Here is a 19509-nt window from a genome sequence, read left to right as displayed (position 1 = left end):
GGAATGACTGAAGGTTAAGCCTGTGCAAAACACCAAACAATCCGATAATCGACTAACTGTTCGATAATCGAACATATTGTTACTCGACTAACAGTCCAGATCAAAAGCTTCGCGAGCAAGCCCGCTCCCACAGGTGACCGCGTATCCCTGTGGGAGCGGGCTTGCCCGCGAATGGGTCCTCAAACCAACACGAGATTCCGGATCAGACTGTCAGGTCGCATCCGCATGACTGACCATGCCCTTGATCACAACGGCCGCAGTCGCCAGCGCCGCCGGAATCACCAGCGCCGTCAGCACTTGTTCGAAGTTCCAGCCCAACCCCAGCAGCGTCGCGCCCATCCACGCCCCGAGAATGGCGCCGAAGCGGCCGATCCCGAGCATCCACGACACTCCGGTGGCCCGCCCCTGAGTCGGGTAAAACCGTGCCGCCAGCGACGGCATTGCCGACTGCGCACCGTTGACACACATCCCCGCCACCAGCACCAGCGTCGCCAGTATTGTGATGTTGCCCAGGCTCTGCCCCACCGCGTAGGCAAACACCCCGGCCAGCAGGTAGAAAGTACCGATGACCTTGTGCGGATTGAACCGATCCATCGCCCAGCCCACGCCCACTGCACTCAGCACGCCACCGAACTGGAACAGCGCGCCGATGAAGGCGGCCTGCTCCATGCTCGCGCCACTGTCACGCATCAGCGTCGGCAGCCAGCTAGTCAGCAGGTAGACGATCACCAGGCCCATGAAGTAGGTCAGCCACAGCAGCAAGGTGCCGACGCTGTAGGTACCGGAGAAGATCACCGCAAACACATTGCGCGCCTTCACGGTTTTCTGTTCCGGCACGCTGAAACTGGACGCCTGGGCCACCACCGTCGGGTCAATCGGCGCCAGTGCCCTGCGCACTTTGTCCGTACCGCGGTTACGCACCACCAGGTAACGCGCCGACTCCGGCAGCCAGAACAGCAAAACGACGGCGAGGATCAGCGGCAGGACTCCACCGATCAGCAGCAAGCTGTGCCAGCCAAAGGCCGGAATGAGCTTGGCCGAGATAAAGCCACCGCCAGCCATGCCAAGGTTGAAACCGCAGAACATGCTGGTCACCAGCAGGGACTTCTTGCGCTCCGGGGTGTACTCCGACAGCAGAGTCGTGGCGTTCGGCATGCCGGCGCCCAGGCCCAACCCGGTTAAAAAGCGCAACACCAGCAATTGCTCGACGTTGGTGCTGTAGGCCGAAGCCAGGCTGAAGGCACCGAACAACAACACCGCCCCGACCAGTACGACTTTTCGCCCAAAGCGGTCAGCCAATGGCCCGGAGCCCAGTGCACCAAAGACCATGCCGATCAGAGCCGCGCTCATCACCGGGCCGAGGCTGGCGCGATCGATTCCCCAATCCTGCGAAAGAGCCGGCGCAATGAACCCCATGGCCGCGGTATCGAGGCCATCGAGAAAGACAATCAGGAAACACAGGATGACTACACGCCACTGGTAGCGCGAAATGGGTTGAGCATTGATGAAGGACTGCACGTCAAGGCAGTTTCCTACAGCAGACTGGGGCTGGTTCATTATTTTTATTCCGTGGATCACAGTCGATAAGGGGCCAGCGGAGGCTGACGCAGACGCGACAGTAATGATCCATAGGAAACAGCGTCAATTCGCCAAACGCAACTCTGTGCGTTTATCGAACAGCTTAGGTGAACAGTTGGGTACTGAGGTCGCGGCTGGCACTCAGCAGGCCGGGCAGGAAGCGTTGTTCCAGCTCGTTACGACTGACTCGCCCGGCGTGGGTACTGACATTGAGGGCCGCGACCACCTGGCCGGAGGCGTCGTACACCGGGACGGCAATCGAGCGCAGCCCCTGTTCAAGCTCCTGGTCGACGATGCACCAGCCTTGCTGTCGCACCTCTTGCAGGCATTCGAGCAGTGCCTCGGGGGTGTGAATCGTGCGACTCGTCTTGGCCTGCAGTTCGGCGTGGTCCAGGTATTCGCCCAGCGACGTGTCATCCAGCGCGGCCAGCAGGATCCGTCCCATCGACGTGCAATAGGCCGGCAGGCGCCCGCCCACCGACAGGTCCACCGAAATCAGGCGCTGGGTGGTCGCGGAGCGGGCGATGTACAGAATGTCATCACCTTCCAGCGTGGCCATGTTGCAGGCCTCGTGCAGCTGTTCGCTCATGCGGTCCAGATAAGGCTGGGCGGACACCGCCAGCGGCGTTGATGACACATAGGCATGGCCGAGGGTCAGTACTTTGGGCAGCAGCGAATAGGTGCGGCCGTCGGTGGTGGCGTAGCCGAGTTTGATCAGGGTGTGCAGGCAACGGCGCACGGCAGCGCGGGGAATTTCCGTGCGGTGGCTGATCTGGGCGATGGTCAGGTGCCGTTTGCGCTCCTGGAACGCCTGCACCACAGCCAGGCCACGGGCCAGGGACGTCATGAAATCCGGGTCGCCGGTCAGTGCCTGGATCCGTTTGGCCGGTGAGGCAACGATGGGGGGAGCCACTGAAGCGAAGGAATTGCGCATTTGATCGTTCATACAAGGTCCTTTTACCCACTCGGATCAGCGACTATTACAAAGGGCTACCGCCTGACGCTCAAGCCCGGCCCGCCAACTCCGGGCGATTATCGAACGCTCGACCGATAATCGCAATCCACCGTATCAATCACCGGGTGCGCTGATATCCGTTTTTCGCTGAATCACGAACTCGTTTACAGCCGATCGCCCCTGGGCCTTAATGAGGCATTCTAAATACCGTAACTTGTTCGACTTAATGGCGTCAGAAAGGCATCGCAGCAATCAGGGATCGGTCGACGTTCTAGTGGAACGTAAAGTTTCGCACAACAAAACTCTCCCCCCCAAGACCCGCTTTTAACTCTTTGGATATAGTGTTCTTCAAATAGGCCGCTATAATACAATTCAGTAGCGCTCCGGTTTTTTTACTTGCCGGACCTGCTGCCCGGCAATGCGATGTTCCATCGCCGTTGCCCGTTGCAAGCGCCAGATCTGCATTGCACCGCCTTGCCCGTGCGCTTGCTGAAACAGGAAACTGAAGCTACGTCAGCTGTTTATCTCTGGTGCCGTGGCCGCCTGTGACATGGAAGTATTGATCCCGGTTGTTGCCAAAACGATGCCTTGACGGGCATTGCCATTCGACGGACGTGATCAATCGATTTGATGCAGCGCGTTTTCACCAGAATTTATCCAACTCAATCAGGTAGCACTGTGACGAAAGACGAACTGCGCGCGGAACTAGAGCGCCAGGAACAACGCTACAAGGAAGTTTACGGCGGAGAAGTCACCACTTACGCCGCTCAACCCGAACCGGAACGCAAACCCTGGCGTAAACGCGCCACCGTTCAGGATCAGGTTTTCCAGCAAGAACTTGAAAAAATGGAAAAGGAACTCAAAGCCGAAGAGCCATGACTGCTTCGGCCTGATCCTTACAAGGACCTACCTCTGCACCTGTTAAAAGCGGGATGTATGGAGGTCGCCTTGCGCGCCCGCTACGAGCGGGCAGCGGCCACTGTCCTCCCCGGATGAAGGCAGATTTTGATATCTGATGTATTTCTCAGATATTTCGTACAGGCATTCGACCCCATCCTTCAGCCGTGCGCCCCCCTTGCCGTGGCGATCTTCTCTAGCAAAATCAATAAGTTAAAAAACACAGCAAAACCCTTGGGCTTTGGGTGCCGCGGCAAAAAAATTCGTTGAAGAATGTTACCGATGAGCAGCTAGTGCATTGATTAGCAGTCTTTTCTGGCATAATCGCGCCCCCTTATGACCGGGTCAGAAAACCTTCATGATCGATTTATTCAGCGGACTGGATGCTTGGGTGCTTGTGAGCCTCTTGCTCGCCCTGGCCTTTGTCCTCGCCTTCGAGTTCATCAACGGCTTTCATGACACCGCTAACGCGGTGGCCACCGTTATCTACACCAAAGCCATGCCGCCTCACCTGGCGGTGTTTTTCTCCGGGGTGTTCAACTTCCTCGGCGTGCTGCTGGGCGGGGTCGGCGTGGCGTATGCCATTGTCCACCTGCTGCCGGTAGAACTGCTGATCAATGTGAACACCGGTCACGGACTGGCCATGGTGTTCTCATTGCTCGCCGCCGCCATTACCTGGAACTTGGGCACCTGGTACTTCGGTATTCCCGCTTCCAGTTCCCACACGCTGATCGGTTCGATCCTCGGTGTCGGCCTGGCCAACGCCCTGATCAACGATATTCCGTTGGCCGACGGGGTGAACTGGCAAAAGGCGATCGATATCGGCATGTCACTGGTGTTCTCGCCAATGGCCGGTTTCCTGATCGCCGCGCTGATCCTGATCGGCCTTAAATGGTGGCGCCCTCTGTCGAAGATGCACAAGACGCCGGAACAGCGCCGCAAGATCGACGACAAGAAACACCCGCCGTTCTGGAATCGCCTGGTACTGGTGATCTCGGCCATGGCCGTGAGTTTCGTGCACGGTTCCAACGATGGCCAGAAAGGTATCGGCCTGATCATGCTGGTCCTGATCGGTATCGTGCCGGCCCAGTTCGTCCTCGACCTGAACAGCACGACCTATCAGATCGAGCGGACTCGCGACGCGACCCTGCACCTGAGCCAGTTCTACCAGCGCAATTCCGAAACCTTGGGCGAATTCCTGGCCCTGGGCAAGAGCCAGAACGGCGACCTGCCGGAGAAGTTCCGTTGCAACCCGCAACAGACCGAACCGACCATCACCGCCCTGCTCGACACCCTCAAGGGTGTAGCCGACTACCATTCGCTGTCGGCTGAAAGCCGTATCGAAGTCCGTCGCTACCTGCTCTGCCTGGACGATACAGCGAAGAAAGTCAGCAAGTTGCCAACTCTCGGGGCCCGTGAAAAGGCAGACCTGGACAAGTTGCGCAAAGACCTGACCACTACCACCGAATACGCCCCGTTCTGGGTGATTCTGGCAGTGGCGCTGGCCCTGGGCCTGGGCACCATGGTTGGCTGGAAACGCGTGGTACTGACCATTGGCGAGAAGATCGGCAAGCAAGGCATGACTTATTCTCAAGGCATGTCGGCGCAGATCACCACCGCCAGCCTGATCGGCATGGCGAACATCTTCAGCCTGCCGGTTTCCACCACCCACGTGCTGTCCTCGGGCGTGGCGGGCACCATGGTCGCCAATAAAAGTGGCCTGCAAGGCGGCACCGTCAGAACCATCCTGCTGGCCTGGGTATTGACCCTGCCAGCCACCGTGGCCCTGTCGGCCGGGTTGTTCTGGCTCGCTTCGAAGGCGCTTGGCAGCTGACAGGCAGCCAAACGAAAAAGGCGCGCTCCGCAAGGAACGCGCCTTTTTTATTGCCATAGTTTTCGCCACACCACAAGTCATTGTGGGAGCGAGCTTGCTCGCGATAGCGGCCTTGCAGTCAATATAGATGCTGAATGTTATGGCCTCATCGCGAGCAAGCTCGCTCCCACAGGGTTTGCGTGTATCGATAGAGTTTTACAGGCAAAAAAAAGGGCAACCGAAGTTGCCCAAAATGCCTTGCGTGCTCATTACATCCAGAAAGAACCACGGTTATTTCCGCTTGTGCGAATCCTTCCAGATAAAAAGTCCGAAACCTGCAAAAAATACAAACATGAGGCTGACAGTCAGCACTCCGGCGATCACCACGTTATCGAAAAACATGACGCGTCTCCTGCACTTGCCCTGTTGCGATAGGGCTAAGTTAACCAAACGGGCAGGAGAGAATATTGACCGGGATCAATGTCGCCCGAGACTGGGCAAGAGGAAGGGAAAAGTTTGACCCGCATCAATGAATGCGGGGAGGAGGATCAGCGTTTTTTCGGTTTGTTTTTCGGCTTTTTCTTCACCTTGCCCAACGGCATGGCTTGTTCGAACGCCTGGCGAACTTCATTGAGTCGTTTGTCATTGAGGTCATGAACACGCTTGGCGCGCTCAGCGTTGAGGTCAATCAGTTTGTCGTCTTGGCTCATGGCAGTCAGTGCATCGCTTGAAATGAGTTTCAGCCACCGTAGCGTTCGGCAACCCTGCGCCAATAATGCGGCCTGACGGCCGCGCTGACCAGCCGCGTGCTCAAATCTCGATGTCGACCCACAACCCCTGCCGCGGCTGATCCTCCATCAGCGGCGCCACCGGCACGGTGTTGTCGGCATTGAGTTCATCCCCGGGAATCGCCAAGTGAGCCTCGGGATCATTATCAGCCTCGTGGCGACGCCGTTCCTGCTCCTGCCTGCGGCGCTGCTCCTCGCGCAGCACCAGCCCGTCCTCTTCAGGATTGCGCTTTTGCAGGTCGATGGTGCTTTCACTGGAGCTTTCCTGCACCGGCACCACCGGTGGAATATCCGGGCGCTGGCGGATCGGATCAGTCTGTGAAGTGATCGGCACGGCACTCAAGGGAAGCATCGGTGGCAGCATGGTTTTCAGTCTCCTGTCAGCAGGCTGTCGGCTGCGGGGATGGCGACTTGAGCCATCGGTCGCAAACTGTGACCCAATTGGCACTCATTAGTGCACTGAGCGGCGCGTCATGCACAGGTGGGCTAACGTTTGACTGTGAGTTTTTCTGAGAGTCCTTTGGCCCTGAAGCCCTCATTCCGTTAAGATAGCCGGCTTTTTCAAGGTGGGAGTCAGGCAGCATGGCGCAGCAGTATCAACCGGGGCAACGCTGGATCAGTGACAGCGAAGCCGAGCTGGGTTTAGGCACCGTTCTGGCACAGGACGGCCGCTTGTTGACCGTGCTCTACCCGGCCACTGGCGACACCCGCCAGTACGCGCTACGGAATGCGCCTCTGACCCGCGTGCGGTTTTCGCCGGGTGACTCCATCACTCACTTCGAAGGCTGGAAGCTGACTGTCCGCGAAGTCGATGACATTGATGGCCTGCTGGTTTACCACGGCCTCAACGGGCAGAACGAAGTGGTCACCCTGCCGGAAACCCAACTGTCGAACTTCATCCAGTTCCGCCTGGCCAGCGACCGTCTGTTCGCCGGCCAGATCGACCCGCTGCCGTGGTTCTCCCTGCGTTATCACACTCTGGAACACACCAGCCGTCAGTTGCAGTCCTCCCTGTGGGGCCTGGGCGGCGTGCGTGCGCAACCGATCGCGCACCAGTTGCACATTGCCCGCGAGGTCGCCGACCGTATCGCGCCGCGGGTTCTGCTGGCCGACGAAGTGGGCCTGGGTAAAACCATCGAAGCCGGCCTGGTGATCCATCGCCAGTTGCTCTCGGGCCGCGCCAGCCGTGTGCTGATCCTGGTTCCGGAGAACCTGCAGCACCAGTGGCTGGTCGAGATGCGTCGGCGTTTCAACCTGCAGGTCGCGCTGTTCGACGAAGAGCGCTTCATCGAAAGCGATGCCAGCAACCCGTTCGAAGACACCCAACTCGCGCTGGTCGCGCTTGAGTGGCTGGTGGACGACGAGAAAGCCCAGGACGCGCTGTTCGCGGCAGGCTGGGACTTGCTGGTGGTCGACGAGGCGCACCACCTGGTGTGGCACGAAGATCAGGTCAGCCCTGAATACTCGCTGGTCGAGCAACTCGCCGAAACCATTCCTGGCGTACTGCTGTTGACCGCCACCCCGGAACAACTGGGCCAGGACAGCCACTTCGCCCGTCTGCGCCTGCTCGACCCGAACCGTTTCCATGACCTGCAAGCCTTCCGCGCCGAGAGCGAAAACTATCGCCCGGTGGCCGAAGCCGTTCAGGAGTTGCTGGATCAGGGACGCCTATCCCCGCAAGCCCACAAGACCATCCACGGTTTCCTCGGCAACGAAGGCGAAGCCCTGCTGGCCGCCGTCAACGATGGCGACACAGAAGCCAGCGCGCGCCTGGTGCGCGAATTGCTCGACCGTCACGGCACCGGCCGCGTACTGTTCCGCAACACCCGCGCCGCCGTGCAAGGCTTCCCGGAACGCAAGCTGCATCCGTACCCGCTGCCGTGCCCGGACGAATACCTCGAACTGCCGCTGGGCGATCACGCCGAGCTGTACCCGGAAGTCAGCTTCCAGGCCCAGCCGGACGCCAGCGAAGAAGAGCGCTGGTGGAAATTCGACCCGCGCGTCGAGTGGCTGATCGACCAGTTGAAGATGCTCAAGCGCACCAAAGTGCTGGTGATCTGCGCCCACGCCGAAACCGCCATGGACCTGGAAGACGCCCTGCGCGTACGTTCCGGCATCCCGGCCACGGTGTTCCATGAAGGCATGAACATCCTCGAGCGTGACCGCGCCGCCGCCTACTTCGCCGACGAAGAGTTTGGCGCGCAAGTGCTGATCTGCTCGGAAATCGGCAGTGAAGGCCGCAACTTCCAGTTCTCCCATCACCTGGTGCTGTTCGACCTGCCGTCCCACCCGGACCTGCTGGAGCAACGCATTGGTCGTCTGGACCGGATCGGCCAGAAGCACATCATCGAACTGCACGTGCCGTACCTGGAAACCAGCCCGCAAGAGCGCCTGTTCCAGTGGTACCACGAAGCGCTGAACGCCTTCCTCAACACCTGCCCGACCGGCAACGCCTTGCAGCACCAGTTCGGCCCGCGCCTGCTGCCGCTGCTCGAAGAAGCCGACGATGGCGAGTGGCAAGCACTGATCGACGAAGCCCGTACCGAGCGTGAGCGCCTGGAAGCCGAACTGCACACCGGCCGTGACCGCTTGCTGGAGCTGAACTCCGGTGGCGCGGGCGAAGGCGATGCACTGGTGGAAGATATCCTTGAGCAGGACGACCAGTTCGCGCTGCCGATTTACATGGAAACCCTGTTTGACGCCTTCGGCATCGACAGCGAAGACCATTCGGAAAACGCCCTGATCCTCAAGCCGAGCGAAAAAATGCTCGACGCCAGCTTCCCGCTGGGCGACGACGAAGGCGTGACCATCACTTACGACCGCAACCAGGCGCTGTCTCGCGAAGACATGCAATTCATTACCTGGGAGCACCCGATGGTGCAGGGTGGCATGGATCTGGTGCTGTCAGGTTCCATGGGCAACACCGCCGTGGCGCTGATCAAGAACAAGGCGCTGAAGCCGGGCACCGTGTTGCTGGAACTGTTGTATGTCAGCGAAGTGGTTGCCCCGCGCTCGCTGCAATTGGGCCGCTACCTGCCGCCGGCCGCCCTGCGCTGCCTGCTCGATACCAACGGCAACGACCTGTCGGCCCGCGTGTCGTTCGAAACCTTGAACGATCAGCTCGAAAGCGTGCCACGTGCCAGCGCCAACAAGTTCATCCAGGCTCAGCGTGACCAACTGGCACCGCGGATCAACGCCGGTGAGGCGAAGATCCTGCCGCGCCACACTGAACGTGTCGCCGAGGCGCAGCGTCGCCTGGCCGCCGATACCGACGAAGAACTGGCGCGCCTGACCGCCTTGCAAGCGGTCAACCCGACCGTGCGCGACAGCGAACTGGTGGCCCTGCGCAAACAACGCGAGCAAGGCCTGGCCATGCTCGACAAGGCTGCGTTGCGACTGGAAGCGATTCGGGTGTTGGTGGCGGGTTAATCCCCTCCCCGACTCACAAATAAAGAAGGCCCGCAGCGATGCGGGCCTTTTTTTTTGATTCAATTTCAGTAGTGCTGCTAATGGCCTCTTCGCGGGCAAGCCCGCTCCCACAATTGTTAGTGTCGAATACAAATCTCGTGAACAACACTAAACATGTGGGAGCGGGCTTGCCCGCGAAAGGGATCAGGCAGTCACCACAGAACCTTCAGGCTCACCCACCGCCACCAACCCGTCCTTCATCCGCTTGGCATCGCGCACAAAACACCGCGAAGCCAGGAACAGAAACACCACGGTAAGCAACAGCGCCACCGGAATCAGGTACATCGCGTCATGCAGGCCAACCGCCTTGAACGCTTCGGTCATCTGCTCGGCGCCAGCGGCGAGCATTGCCGTGTGGGCGAAGTGATCGGACAAGGCCCCGACCACCATCGGCCCCAGGCCACCGCCCAACAGGTACAGCCCGGCAAAGAACAGCGCCATGGCCGTCGCCCGCAAGCGCGGTTCGACCACGTCCTGAATCGCCGTGTACACGCAGGTGTAGAAGTTGTAGGCGAACAGCCAACCGACACTGAATACGGCGACGAACACACCGATCTCGATTCGCCCGGAATGCAGCGCCCACGCGGTGCAGACCGTCGAAATCACCAGGCTGAAGGCGGCAAACAATAGCCGCCCGTTAGCGACCCGCTGGTGAATCTTGTCCGCGATCCAGCCACCGAGGGTCAGGCCGACCAAGCCGGTCACGCCGACAATAACCCCGGTCGCCACTGCGGCTTCCTGCAACGGCATGAGGAAGTAGCGTTGCAGCATCGGCACCAGAAACGAATTACAGGCATAGGTGGCGAAGTTGAAACAGAGGCCCGCCATCACCAGCCACAGGAAGGTTGGTACGGCCAGGACCCGACGGATCGGTCGATCGATCTTTTCCTGCGAAACCTGAACGCTCTCGGCGGCGCCGCGTTTCGGTTCCCTGATGAAAAACATGAAGATCGCCAGGACCAGCCCGGGCACCGCCGCAATAAAGAATGGCGCGCGCCAGCTATCGAAGGCCTTGACCATCGCGCCGATGGTGAAGAACGCCAGCAACAGCCCCAACGGCAGCCCCAGCATGAAGATGCCCATGGCCCGTGCCCGGCGGTGAGCCGGAAACAAATCGCCGATCAACGAGTTGGCGGCTGGCGCGTAGCTGGCCTCGCCGATGCCGACGCCCATGCGCACGATCAGGAAGCTCCAGAAACTGCCCACCATGCCGTTCACGGCCGTCAACCCGCTCCACACCGCGAGTCCCCAGCCCATCAGCTTGCTGCGCGAGCCGGTATCGGCCATGCGCCCCAGTGGCAAGCCGGCAATGGCGTAGACGATGGTGAATGCCGTACCGATGATCCCCAACTGGAAATCACTGAGGTGCCATTCCATGCGAATGGGCTCGATGATGATAGCCGGGATGGTGCGGTCGAAAAAATTGAACAGGTTGGCCAGGAACAACAGGAACAGGATGCGCCAGGCATTGGCCGCTTGGGTCGAGTTCTGCATGGGTCCGTCTCTTTTATTGTTTTTGGGGTGTCACTGCCCCCGGACTTTGCAATCTAGACAGGCTGGCCGCACCTGTCTTTCATTATTCGCCAGGCTGATACCTGCCCATGGGACGCAACCCGTAGGAACTTTCGCAGGGCGGGTATTTCGCAGCTCGTCCGGTCGATGAAAAATACCTCTTGCCCCCCCTTCCCAAGCCGTTGCCGAAGCCTAGAATAGCGGCCTTGATTCCCCCCTGTGTCTCCACTCCTCCTCACGATAATCGCCCATGTCCGAAGCCAGTCCGTGTCTGAATTGCGGTGCCTGCTGTTCTCATTTTCGCGTGTCATTTTTCTGGGGTGAGTGCGCCTCCTCCGGGGGGACGGTACCCGATGAGCTTGTCGAGCAGATCAGCCCCAGCCGGGTTGCGATGATCGGCACCGGCTGCAAACCCGTGCGCTGCACCAGCCTGGTCGGAGACGTGGGCAGTACGGTGCAGTGCTCGATTTACGAAAAACGCTCCAGTACCTGCCGGGAGTTCGACGCTTCATGGGTCGATGGTCAGGCCAATCCCGATTGCGACGCGGCCCGTGCCGCATTCGGCTTGCCGGCCCTGCAACCGGTGTTCGAGACACCTCAGAAGCAAATGGCCTGAGTAATAGCACCAATTGCTATTAGGTTAATGTCAAAATATTTGGCACCAATGTGCCACTACCGCTTGCGCTCCATCCATGCCCTCTATACTCCATGACATTCGCTGGCGCTCTTGCTCCGGCCTGAAGGATAAAGATGGGGCATGCTATGGAGTGGCTTGGTCTGCATTTCATTACCGAGCTACCAGAGAGTGGGCAGGTCATACTCAATTGCACACATGACCCTTTTCTGGTGCTGCTGGCTTATCTGGTCGCCTGTGTCGGCTGTTTCGCGACACTGGACATGGCCGAACGGGTAGCCCACGCTGAAAAAACCGCGTCCAAAACGCGCTGGCGCTGGGTGGGCAGCGGCTGCCTGGCGGGTGGTATCTGGGCCATGCACTTCGTCGCAATGCTGGCATTCAAGGCGCCTGTCGACCTTCACTACCAACTGCCCGTCACGGTGTTCTCGCTAACCATCGCGCTGCTTGCCGCGTGGCTGGCCATGCATACCCTAAGCCTTCCCCAGCTGAGTTTTCGGCAGTGCCTCAAGGCATCGATCGGGATCGGCCTGGGTATCGCGACCATGCATTACGTGGGCATGACGGCGATGCACTCCAGCGCCACCGTCTATTACCATCCTGGTCTGTTCGCCCTTTCCATCGCGATCGCGATCGGCGCCGCGCTGGCAGCCCTGTTGCTGGCCTGGTATCTGCGCGATGGCGCTGGCATGCTGCATCAACTCTTCAAATACTGCGCCAGCCTGCTGCTCGGGGCTGGCATCCTGAGCATGCACCTCACGGCCATGGCCGCTTTCAATCTGGTGTTGCCCAGCGACAGCCTGCCAGTGCAAACCGGTGAACACAGCCATCTGCAACTGGCGCTGACCGTGACAGTCATGGCCCTGCTGATCATCGGAAGCAGCATCAGCGCGGCACTGGCGGACAAGAAACTGCAACACAAGGACCACGACCTGCAGCGGGTCAACTCCCTGCTCAGCCAACTGGACCAGGCGCGCATGTCGCTGCAGCAGGTGGCGCACTACGACGCGTTGACCAACCTGATCAACCGTCGCGGGTTCAATCAGATCTTCGCCGAAAAACTCATCGAGAAAACCAACGAGGGCGGGATGTTGGCAGTCCTGTTCCTGGACATCGACCATTTCAAGCGGATCAACGACAGCCTTGGCCACGATGCCGGAGACGAACTGCTCAAAGTGCTTGCCGCGCACATCAAGAGCTCGGTTCGCAGTCACGAGGATGTGGTCGCACGCTTCGGCGGCGACGAGTTCTGCCTGCTCATCGACCTGCATGATCGTGACGAAGCGCGACAGTTGGCCCAACGCATCATGCTGAAAATGAAGGAGCCCATCGAACTGGCCGGCAGGCGCATGGTGATGACCACCAGCATCGGTATCAGCCTGTTTCCTGAAGACGGCAAGACATGTGAGGAACTGTTGAAGAACGCCGACCTCGCGCTGTATCAGTCCAAGGGCAGCGGCCGCAACGGGTTGAATTTTTTCAGTGCCAACCTGAAAACCCGCGCAACGCTTGAGCTGCAACTGGAAGAGGAGTTGCGCCACGCGTTGCGTGAAGACACCGGCCTGATGCTCTATTACCAGCCGATCTATGACCTCAAGACTGGTCAGGTCAGCAAGCTCGAAGCCTTGATCCGCTGGCAACACCCGGTCCACGGTTTCCTCGTGCCGGATCGTTTTATCGCCATCGCCGAGGCCAACGGCCTGATCGCCGAGCTGGATAACTGGGTGCTGCGCAAAGCCTGCGAGGATCTGGGCGAGCTGTCGCGCCAAGGCTGTGAAGACCTCAAGATCGCCGTGAATTGTTCGCCCCTGAACCTGGCGCGCGAAGAACTGGCCGATGAGATCGAGTACGCGTTGCGGGCCGCCGGTGTCGAGCCCCATCGGCTGGAGCTGGAAGTCACGGAAAACGCCTTGATGGGCAATATCGCCAACACACTGGTGTTGCTGCGGCAGATACGCGCCCTCGGCGTATCGCTGTCTATCGATGACTTCGGCACCGGCTATTCATCCCTGGCCTACCTCAAGCGCCTACCGCTCAACACCCTGAAAATCGACCGTTCCTTCATCCAGGACATTCCCAAAGCGACCCAGGACATGGAAATTGTCCAGGCCATTATCGTCATGGCCCATACCCTGCAACTGCAAGTGGTCACCGAAGGGGTCGAAACCTTCGAGCAATACCAGTTCCTGGAAGACCATGGCTGTGACTTCGTTCAGGGCTATTTGCTCAGTCGGCCGGTACCGCTGACCGAGTTACTCCCGGTGCTCAACGAAATCAACCAGCGCAAGCACGCCTACACGGTCACGGCGCTGGGTCTGGCTCACGGTACATCTGCACTAATGTAGACGGATCTTTTTCAAGGAAACCCTGACTCCCGTGCAGGCGCATCAACTGCGCGGCCAGACCGCTGATCGGTGTCGCCGAGCCCTGCTCACGGGAAAACTTTACCGCGGCATCCAGATCCTTGAGCAAGGTGCGCACGTGCCACTTGACCGGTTCGAAACGGTTTTCAGCCATCTGCGGGGCCAGGAACTGCAGGGGTTTGGAATCGGCAAAACCGCCAGCCAGCGCTTCGGCGATCAGGCTTGCGTCAACCCCGGAACGCTCCGCCAGCGCGACCACTTCGGCGATCACCAATGCATTGCAGGCGACGATCATCTGATTGCACGCCTTGGTCACCTGCCCTGCCCCGATACCGCCCATGTGTGTCACACGTTGCCCCAGGTTCAACAAGACAGGCCGGACGCGTTCCAGATCCTGTGCGTCACCGCCGACCATGATCGCCAGGCTTGCGGCTTCTGCGCCGACCACGCCACCGGACACCGGTGTATCGAGCCAGCCCATGCCGGTTCTAACGGCGAGGTCTGCGGCCATCTCCCGCGTGGCGTTAGGCTCCAGGCTGGAAAAGTCCACCAGCAGCTGGCCTTTTTTTGCCCCCTCGACAATGCCTGCCGGGCCAAACACTACCTCGCGAACGACCGCCGTATCCGCCAGGCACAACATCACCACGTCAGCGTGCTGGCACAGTTCGGCCGGGCTGGCGACCTGGCGTGCGCCAGCCTCGACCAGTGGTTTGCACTTGTCCGGATTACGATTCCATACCGCCAGCGGATAACCCGCGGCCAGCAGTCGCCGGCACATCGGCAACCCCATCAGGCCGATCCCGGCAAACCCCAGCGAAGGTAGCGTTGACATCATTTAGCCTCCTTTTGATTAAAGATCGCCAAATACTGGCCGATTCATCATGACTTGGGAAAGGATTCCCCCAGAGCAATGCTCAAGCCAATGACCAAGGCATGGTCCAGGTACGCGCTGAAAAAAGACGCGATTCTATTCCGTGACGGTTCGACGACAGTCAGTCGGCCAACCAATCAGCCCAGGTAGATGGCGAACAATGACTTCTAAAAACAACCCGGCCACTGCGATAACCGATCTGACGCTGAGCCCCGCGGCCAACAGCCCGTCATCACCGAAGCCATTGATTCAATCCCGCCCGTTGGCGACCCAGCAATACCTCTACTTCACCGAAACCAACACCGACCGCATCCTCGACAACCTCGACGGCCTGCGCGACATGGTGTTCCCGCGCCCACCGCATCTGGAAGGCGACAGCGAGCAGCACAGCGACCAGGAATTCCCCTCGGTGTGCCTGATCGGCCTGGGCCGCTGCGGTTCGAACATTGCGCTGGACGTGGCAGAACTGGTGTACAACGCCCGCAAGTTCTACCTCAACGAATTCAACAACGAAGATCGCCTGTCACCGGACAAGCGTTTTGCCGAAAAGGGCTACAGCCCGGCCCAGTGGATCCGCAACAACCTGCGCCTGGGTCAGAACAAGAACACCAAACCGGTGTTTCTGGTCGAGCCGCTGGTGATGCTTGGCGACCTGGACAAAGACATCGCCGGACGCATCCGCTTCTCGCGCAAGGGCGAAAAAAGCGGTTTCCTGCGCGACTACAGCAAGATGAAAATCATGGACCTGTCGGAAGTCCACGCCGGTGGCGCCGGTAACGCGCCGATCCTGGGCCAGTACCTGGCCAAGATCATCCTGAACAAGGACACCCAGCGTTTCTCCAGCCCTGACTGGAAAATGATTCACTCGTACCTGATCGACAGCTGCGGCATCAAGGCCAACCAGTCGCGCCTGTATTTCTCAATCTTCAGTGCCGGCGGCGGTACCGGCTCCGGCATGGCCTCGGAATTCGGCCTGGCCCAGCAGCACTCGTACATGAACAAGACGTTCGACACCAAACCGATGGACGAGCACGACAGCAAGAGCGGCCACTCCTTCGTCTTCGAACCGATCTTCACCAGCGGCATCTGTGTACTGCCGAACATCTCCGACCACCGCAGTGAAATGTCCGAGGCGCTGCACATCAACGCCGGGCGCCTGCTGTGCAAATACCTGTCGGAAGAGTGGGACTTCTCCTACAACTTCGCCAACGAAGACAGCAGCGAAGCCAGCGTCATGGGTCGCATCCGCCCATGGAACGCGATGATGCTGATTTCCAACGACATCATGCGTTACGCCGAAGAGAACGATGACGGCAATATCCAGAACATTGATGTCAATGCCATGGAAAAGCACGCCAACCAGTACATCTCGCAGCAGATATTCAACATTCTGACGGCTCAGGCGGTCACCACCGACTACGACCAGAACTATTTCCGTCGGGCCGGCATCGACATCGGCGAAACCATTCGCCTGGACGCCAACGACCTGTTCATGAGCCTGGCCGGCCCGGTGGCGATTGCCTATGCCGAGTCCGTGGTGCCGGAAACCCCGCCGCCAAGCAGCGACAAGTTCAAGGTGTTCGAGAAAGAGCCGCAGCGCCTGAACATCGACGACCTGTTCTTCCGTTCGATCGACCTGCCGCACTTCAACAAGGTCACCCAGGCCATCGAAGGCATCAGCCTGTTGCCGATCGAGTCCAAGCGCTATCGCGCGTCGTTGGAGCAGTACAAGAACTCGGGTTACGACGCGGCGGCCCTGCACGACCTGCACTTCTTCAAGAATTGCTCGTCGGTGGTGTCGATCGTTTCCTTGCCGAAGGATTACAAGCTGTCCTACATGGACCTGAACCGGTTGAAGACCCACCTCAACAGCCTGTTCCCCAACACCACGCTCAAGCGCTACGCGCTGGTGATCGGTGCCTCGGCCAACCTGTCCCTGACCACCCTGATCGCCAAGAGCCCGTGCCTGTCGGACGATTTCCTGACGTTGATCGTGGCCTTCATCAAGCGCTGCTTTGCGAAGAATCCGTACCGCTTCGACGAGACTCTGGATAACTCGATCCTGGACTTCATCATCAACGAACAGTTCGATGAAGACCGGATCGACGAGTTGCTCAACGAATTCGAGAATCCGGCGAAGATCCTCGATACCAACTGGTACGCGATCAAGCCGATGTACGAGAAGAAGTACCGTGAACTGATCAACGACAAGGACAAGTTCGTATCAATCAACGACATCCGCCTGTCGCGGGACTGCGTGAAGAAATCGATCAAGTACCTGCGCGAGATCTATCGTCACCGGATCGGCAAGACCAAGGTTATTTCGCTGAATAACCATACGGGCAAGACTGCTTACTAAGCGTCGTCCCCATTCGCGAGCAAGCTCGCTCCCACATTCGACTGCATTCCTTCTGGAAGAACACGGTTAAATGTGGGAGCGGGCTTGCTCGCGAAGGCGGCCTTGAATTCACCGCAAATCAACATCCAGAAACAATTGAGCAGCCGTTCAGTTGTCTTCTCAACTGTTCCCGTTACGTTTACGTCACCGTGAGGCTGTGGCCTTTCTCTACGGCAACATGCCATCACGCTACTCGGCTACACACTTTCCTGTCTGAAAGGAGCGCACCAGGCCGGTGCAATCTTTTAAACCTGCGCCCTTTCCTGGATCAGAATCCACGGTGAAACAACCACGGCCCACAACTGCGGATCACGTTCAAAAAGATCCAGCGCCCGCGTTTCAGACAGCTTGGCGACCTTGTCTTCGGCCAGCCAGGCAGCCACTTTCTCACCTTCATCACTCGCTACGGCCTCTGCCGCGGCGATCAAATCCAGGCTCGGGTCGACCCACAATAGGGCACCCTTGGCAAAGAACGGCTCCAGTTCCTTCCAGGTAATAGATGCGGTTTCACCAAGCAGCTTGGCATAGAGGGTGCTAGGTTCTTGATTCATGGGACTGTCCGGAAAAGAAATCGACGCAGATGATAACGTCGGTGGACTGGCAGAAAAACCCGGATGCAATTGAGTGACCGAAATGAAAAGCGCAGGAAAGCCAGGGAATGCAGTGAATCCGGCTATAAGCCCCTCAACGCCCCGCCGCAATTCTGTCTTTTTCTTTCAATAAAGCGACACTTGCAGGTTTTGCCCCTCGGCGCTGCCTTCCCAGGCTGACAATCGGCGCTCTACACTGTACCGGTACAGTTGCCGAGGGGCTTTTCCGGGGAATGTCGTAGATATCTGACCCGGTTCTGCTGCTTTCGGCGCCAGGACTATAAAAACTACAACAGTAAGAGTGGAGCACTATGACTAAGGCTACTAAGCAGATTTCCAAACTGTTTGCCGCTATGGTTCTGGCCGGGGTTGCCAGCCATTCGTTCGCAGCTGACACCATCAAGATCGGCATCGCCGGCCCTAAAACCGGCCCTGTAGCCCAATACGGCGACATGCAGTTCAGTGGCGCCAAAATGGCCATCGAGCAGATCAACGCCAAGGGCGGCGTAGACGGCAAGAAACTCGAAGCCGTTGAATACGATGACGCCTGTGATCCAAAACAAGCCGTGGCGGTCGCGAACAAAGTCGTCAACGACGGCGTCAAGTTCGTGGTTGGTCACCTGTGCTCCAGCTCCACTCAACCGGCTTCGGACATCTACGAAGACGAAGGCGTGATCATGATCACCCCGGCTGCCACCAGCCCGGACATCACCGCCCGTGGTTACAAAATGGTCTTCCGTACCATCGGTCTGGACAGCGCCCAGGGCCCTGCCGCCGGTAACTACATCGCCGACTTCGTCAAACCGAAAATCGTTGCTGTCCTGCACGACAAACAGCAGTACGGTGAAGGCATCGCCAGCGCCGTGAAGAAAACCCTGGAAGGCAAAGGCGTCAAGGTTGCCGTGTTCGAAGGCGTCAACGCCGGCGACAAAGACTTCTCCTCGATGATCGCCAAGCTCAAGCAAGCCAACGTCGACTTCGTCTACTACGGCGGCTACCACCCTGAGCTGGGTCTGATCCTGCGTCAATCCCAGGAAAAAGGCCTGAAAGCCAAGTTCATGGGTCCGGAAGGCGTGGGTAACGACTCCATTTCGCAGATCGCCAAAGACGCTTCCGAAGGCCTGCTGGTGACCCTGCCGAAATCCTTCGACCAGGATCCGGCCAACGTTGCCCTGGCTGATGCGTTCAAAGCCAAGAAAGAAGACCCGAGCGGTCCATTCGTGTTCCCGGCCTACTCGGCTGTGACCGTGATTGCCGATGGTATCAAGGCTGCCAAGTCCGAAGACTCCGCCAAAGTGGCTGAAGCCATCCACGCCGGCACCTTCAAGACCCCGACCGGCGACCTGAGCTTCGACGAGAAAGGTGACCTGAAGGACTTCAAATTTGTGGTTTACGAGTGGCACTTCGGCAAACCAAAAACTGAAGCCAAGCCTCAGTAAGGCGTTGCCTGACTGACTGCCAATAAAGCCCACGGCGTGCCGTGGGCTTTGTTTTACGAACGTACTTGGGCCGCGCTGGCGTGATCCGCCAGTCTCCCCACCTGAAAATCTCAAAACCGTCATCAGCGGTTCGCTGGCAAACCCCGAATTCGAAGTGGATGCAGATCCACGGGGCTCGGGCGGGAAAATGACTCCACCAGTGA

General features: G+C 58.9%; 15 protein-coding genes. 7 read left to right on the top strand and 8 right to left on the bottom strand.

The window, feature by feature from the left end; translation table 11 throughout:
• Positions 1-210: 210 nt before the first annotated feature.
• Positions 211-1557 carry a 4-hydroxybenzoate transporter PcaK gene (pcaK, locus tag KSS91_RS06880; protein ID WP_015093846.1) on the bottom strand — a complete coding sequence of 449 codons (1347 nt, stop codon included), beginning with the start codon at positions 1555-1557 and terminating at the stop codon, positions 211-213.
• 124 nt (positions 1558-1681) lie between these two features.
• The gene (gene pcaR, locus KSS91_RS06875) at positions 1682-2524 is read right to left on the bottom strand and encodes a pca regulon transcriptional regulator PcaR (protein ID WP_007986334.1); all 843 of its coding nucleotides are present in this window, start codon (positions 2522-2524) and stop codon (positions 1682-1684) included.
• Between the two features lie 687 nt (positions 2525-3211).
• Here pcaR and KSS91_RS06870 point away from each other — a divergent pair.
• Both KSS91_RS06870 and KSS91_RS06865 read left to right on the top strand, forming a co-directional pair.
• A complete protein-coding gene (locus tag KSS91_RS06870) occupies positions 3212-3412 on the top strand; it encodes a hypothetical protein (RefSeq protein ID WP_007976673.1) in 201 nt (66 codons plus the stop codon).
• A 376-nt stretch (positions 3413-3788) separates the two neighbouring features.
• Positions 3789-5264: an inorganic phosphate transporter gene (locus tag KSS91_RS06865; RefSeq protein WP_217837417.1), complete on the top strand. Its 1476-nt coding sequence runs from the start codon at positions 3789-3791 to the stop codon at positions 5262-5264.
• A gap of 270 nt (positions 5265-5534) precedes the next feature.
• Here the strand turns inward: KSS91_RS06865 and ccoM are convergent, their stop codons facing one another.
• From ccoM to KSS91_RS06855, 3 genes are all read right to left on the bottom strand, one after another.
• On the bottom strand, positions 5535-5645 hold the full coding sequence (ccoM, locus tag KSS91_RS28555) for a cytochrome c oxidase subunit CcoM (RefSeq protein ID WP_007976669.1): 111 nt from the start codon (positions 5643-5645) through the stop codon (positions 5535-5537).
• 146 nt (positions 5646-5791) lie between these two features.
• Entirely contained in the window at positions 5792-5953 is a 162-nt protein-coding gene (locus KSS91_RS06860; protein ID WP_086776977.1) for a hypothetical protein, read from the bottom strand.
• Between the two features lie 100 nt (positions 5954-6053).
• Complete coding sequence (locus tag KSS91_RS06855) at positions 6054-6395, bottom strand: hypothetical protein (protein WP_008054180.1); 342 nt, start codon at positions 6393-6395, stop codon at positions 6054-6056.
• 218 nt (positions 6396-6613) lie between these two features.
• Between KSS91_RS06855 and rapA the strand changes: the two genes are divergently transcribed.
• A complete protein-coding gene (gene rapA / locus KSS91_RS06850; RefSeq protein WP_015093843.1) occupies positions 6614-9460 on the top strand; it encodes an RNA polymerase-associated protein RapA in 2847 nt (948 codons plus the stop codon).
• 183 nt (positions 9461-9643) lie between these two features.
• On the opposite strand, the gene KSS91_RS06845 is transcribed toward rapA, so the two are convergent.
• Complete coding sequence (locus tag KSS91_RS06845) at positions 9644-10993, bottom strand: spinster family MFS transporter (protein WP_217837416.1); 1350 nt, start codon at positions 10991-10993, stop codon at positions 9644-9646.
• Between the two features lie 268 nt (positions 10994-11261).
• On the opposite strand from KSS91_RS06845, the gene KSS91_RS06840 reads away from it, so the two are divergent.
• Entirely contained in the window at positions 11262-11627 is a 366-nt protein-coding gene (locus KSS91_RS06840; RefSeq protein ID WP_217837415.1) for a YkgJ family cysteine cluster protein, read from the top strand.
• 146 nt (positions 11628-11773) lie between these two features.
• The gene (locus KSS91_RS06835) at positions 11774-13990 is read left to right on the top strand and encodes a putative bifunctional diguanylate cyclase/phosphodiesterase (protein ID WP_217837414.1); all 2217 of its coding nucleotides are present in this window, start codon (positions 11774-11776) and stop codon (positions 13988-13990) included.
• Here KSS91_RS06835 and KSS91_RS06830 read toward each other — a convergent pair.
• Positions 13947-14843 carry an NAD(P)-dependent oxidoreductase gene (locus tag KSS91_RS06830; protein ID WP_217837413.1) on the bottom strand — a complete coding sequence of 299 codons (897 nt, stop codon included), beginning with the start codon at positions 14841-14843 and terminating at the stop codon, positions 13947-13949. The genes KSS91_RS06835 and KSS91_RS06830 overlap by 44 nt on opposite strands.
• A 196-nt stretch (positions 14844-15039) precedes the next feature.
• Here KSS91_RS06830 and KSS91_RS06825 point away from each other — a divergent pair, with 196 nt between their 5' ends.
• Positions 15040-17238, top strand: coding sequence for a hypothetical protein (locus tag KSS91_RS06825; protein WP_126049744.1), 2199 nt, complete (start codon positions 15040-15042; stop codon positions 17236-17238).
• A gap of 284 nt (positions 17239-17522) precedes the next feature.
• On the opposite strand, the gene KSS91_RS06820 is transcribed toward KSS91_RS06825, so the two are convergent.
• A complete protein-coding gene (locus KSS91_RS06820; RefSeq protein ID WP_217837412.1) occupies positions 17523-17828 on the bottom strand; it encodes a DUF2288 domain-containing protein in 306 nt (101 codons plus the stop codon).
• 350 nt (positions 17829-18178) lie between these two features.
• On the opposite strand from KSS91_RS06820, the gene KSS91_RS06815 reads away from it, so the two are divergent.
• The gene (locus tag KSS91_RS06815) at positions 18179-19306 is read left to right on the top strand and encodes a branched-chain amino acid ABC transporter substrate-binding protein (protein WP_015093836.1); all 1128 of its coding nucleotides are present in this window, start codon (positions 18179-18181) and stop codon (positions 19304-19306) included.
• Positions 19307-19509: the final 203 nt, after the last annotated feature.

Source organism: Pseudomonas azerbaijanorientalis (genome assembly GCF_019139795.1).
GTDB classification, from domain to species: Bacteria; Pseudomonadota; Gammaproteobacteria; order Pseudomonadales; family Pseudomonadaceae; genus Aquipseudomonas; species Aquipseudomonas laurylsulfatiphila.
Note: the sequence above shows the minus strand (reverse complement) of the source record. Positions and strands in the feature narration are given on the sequence as shown.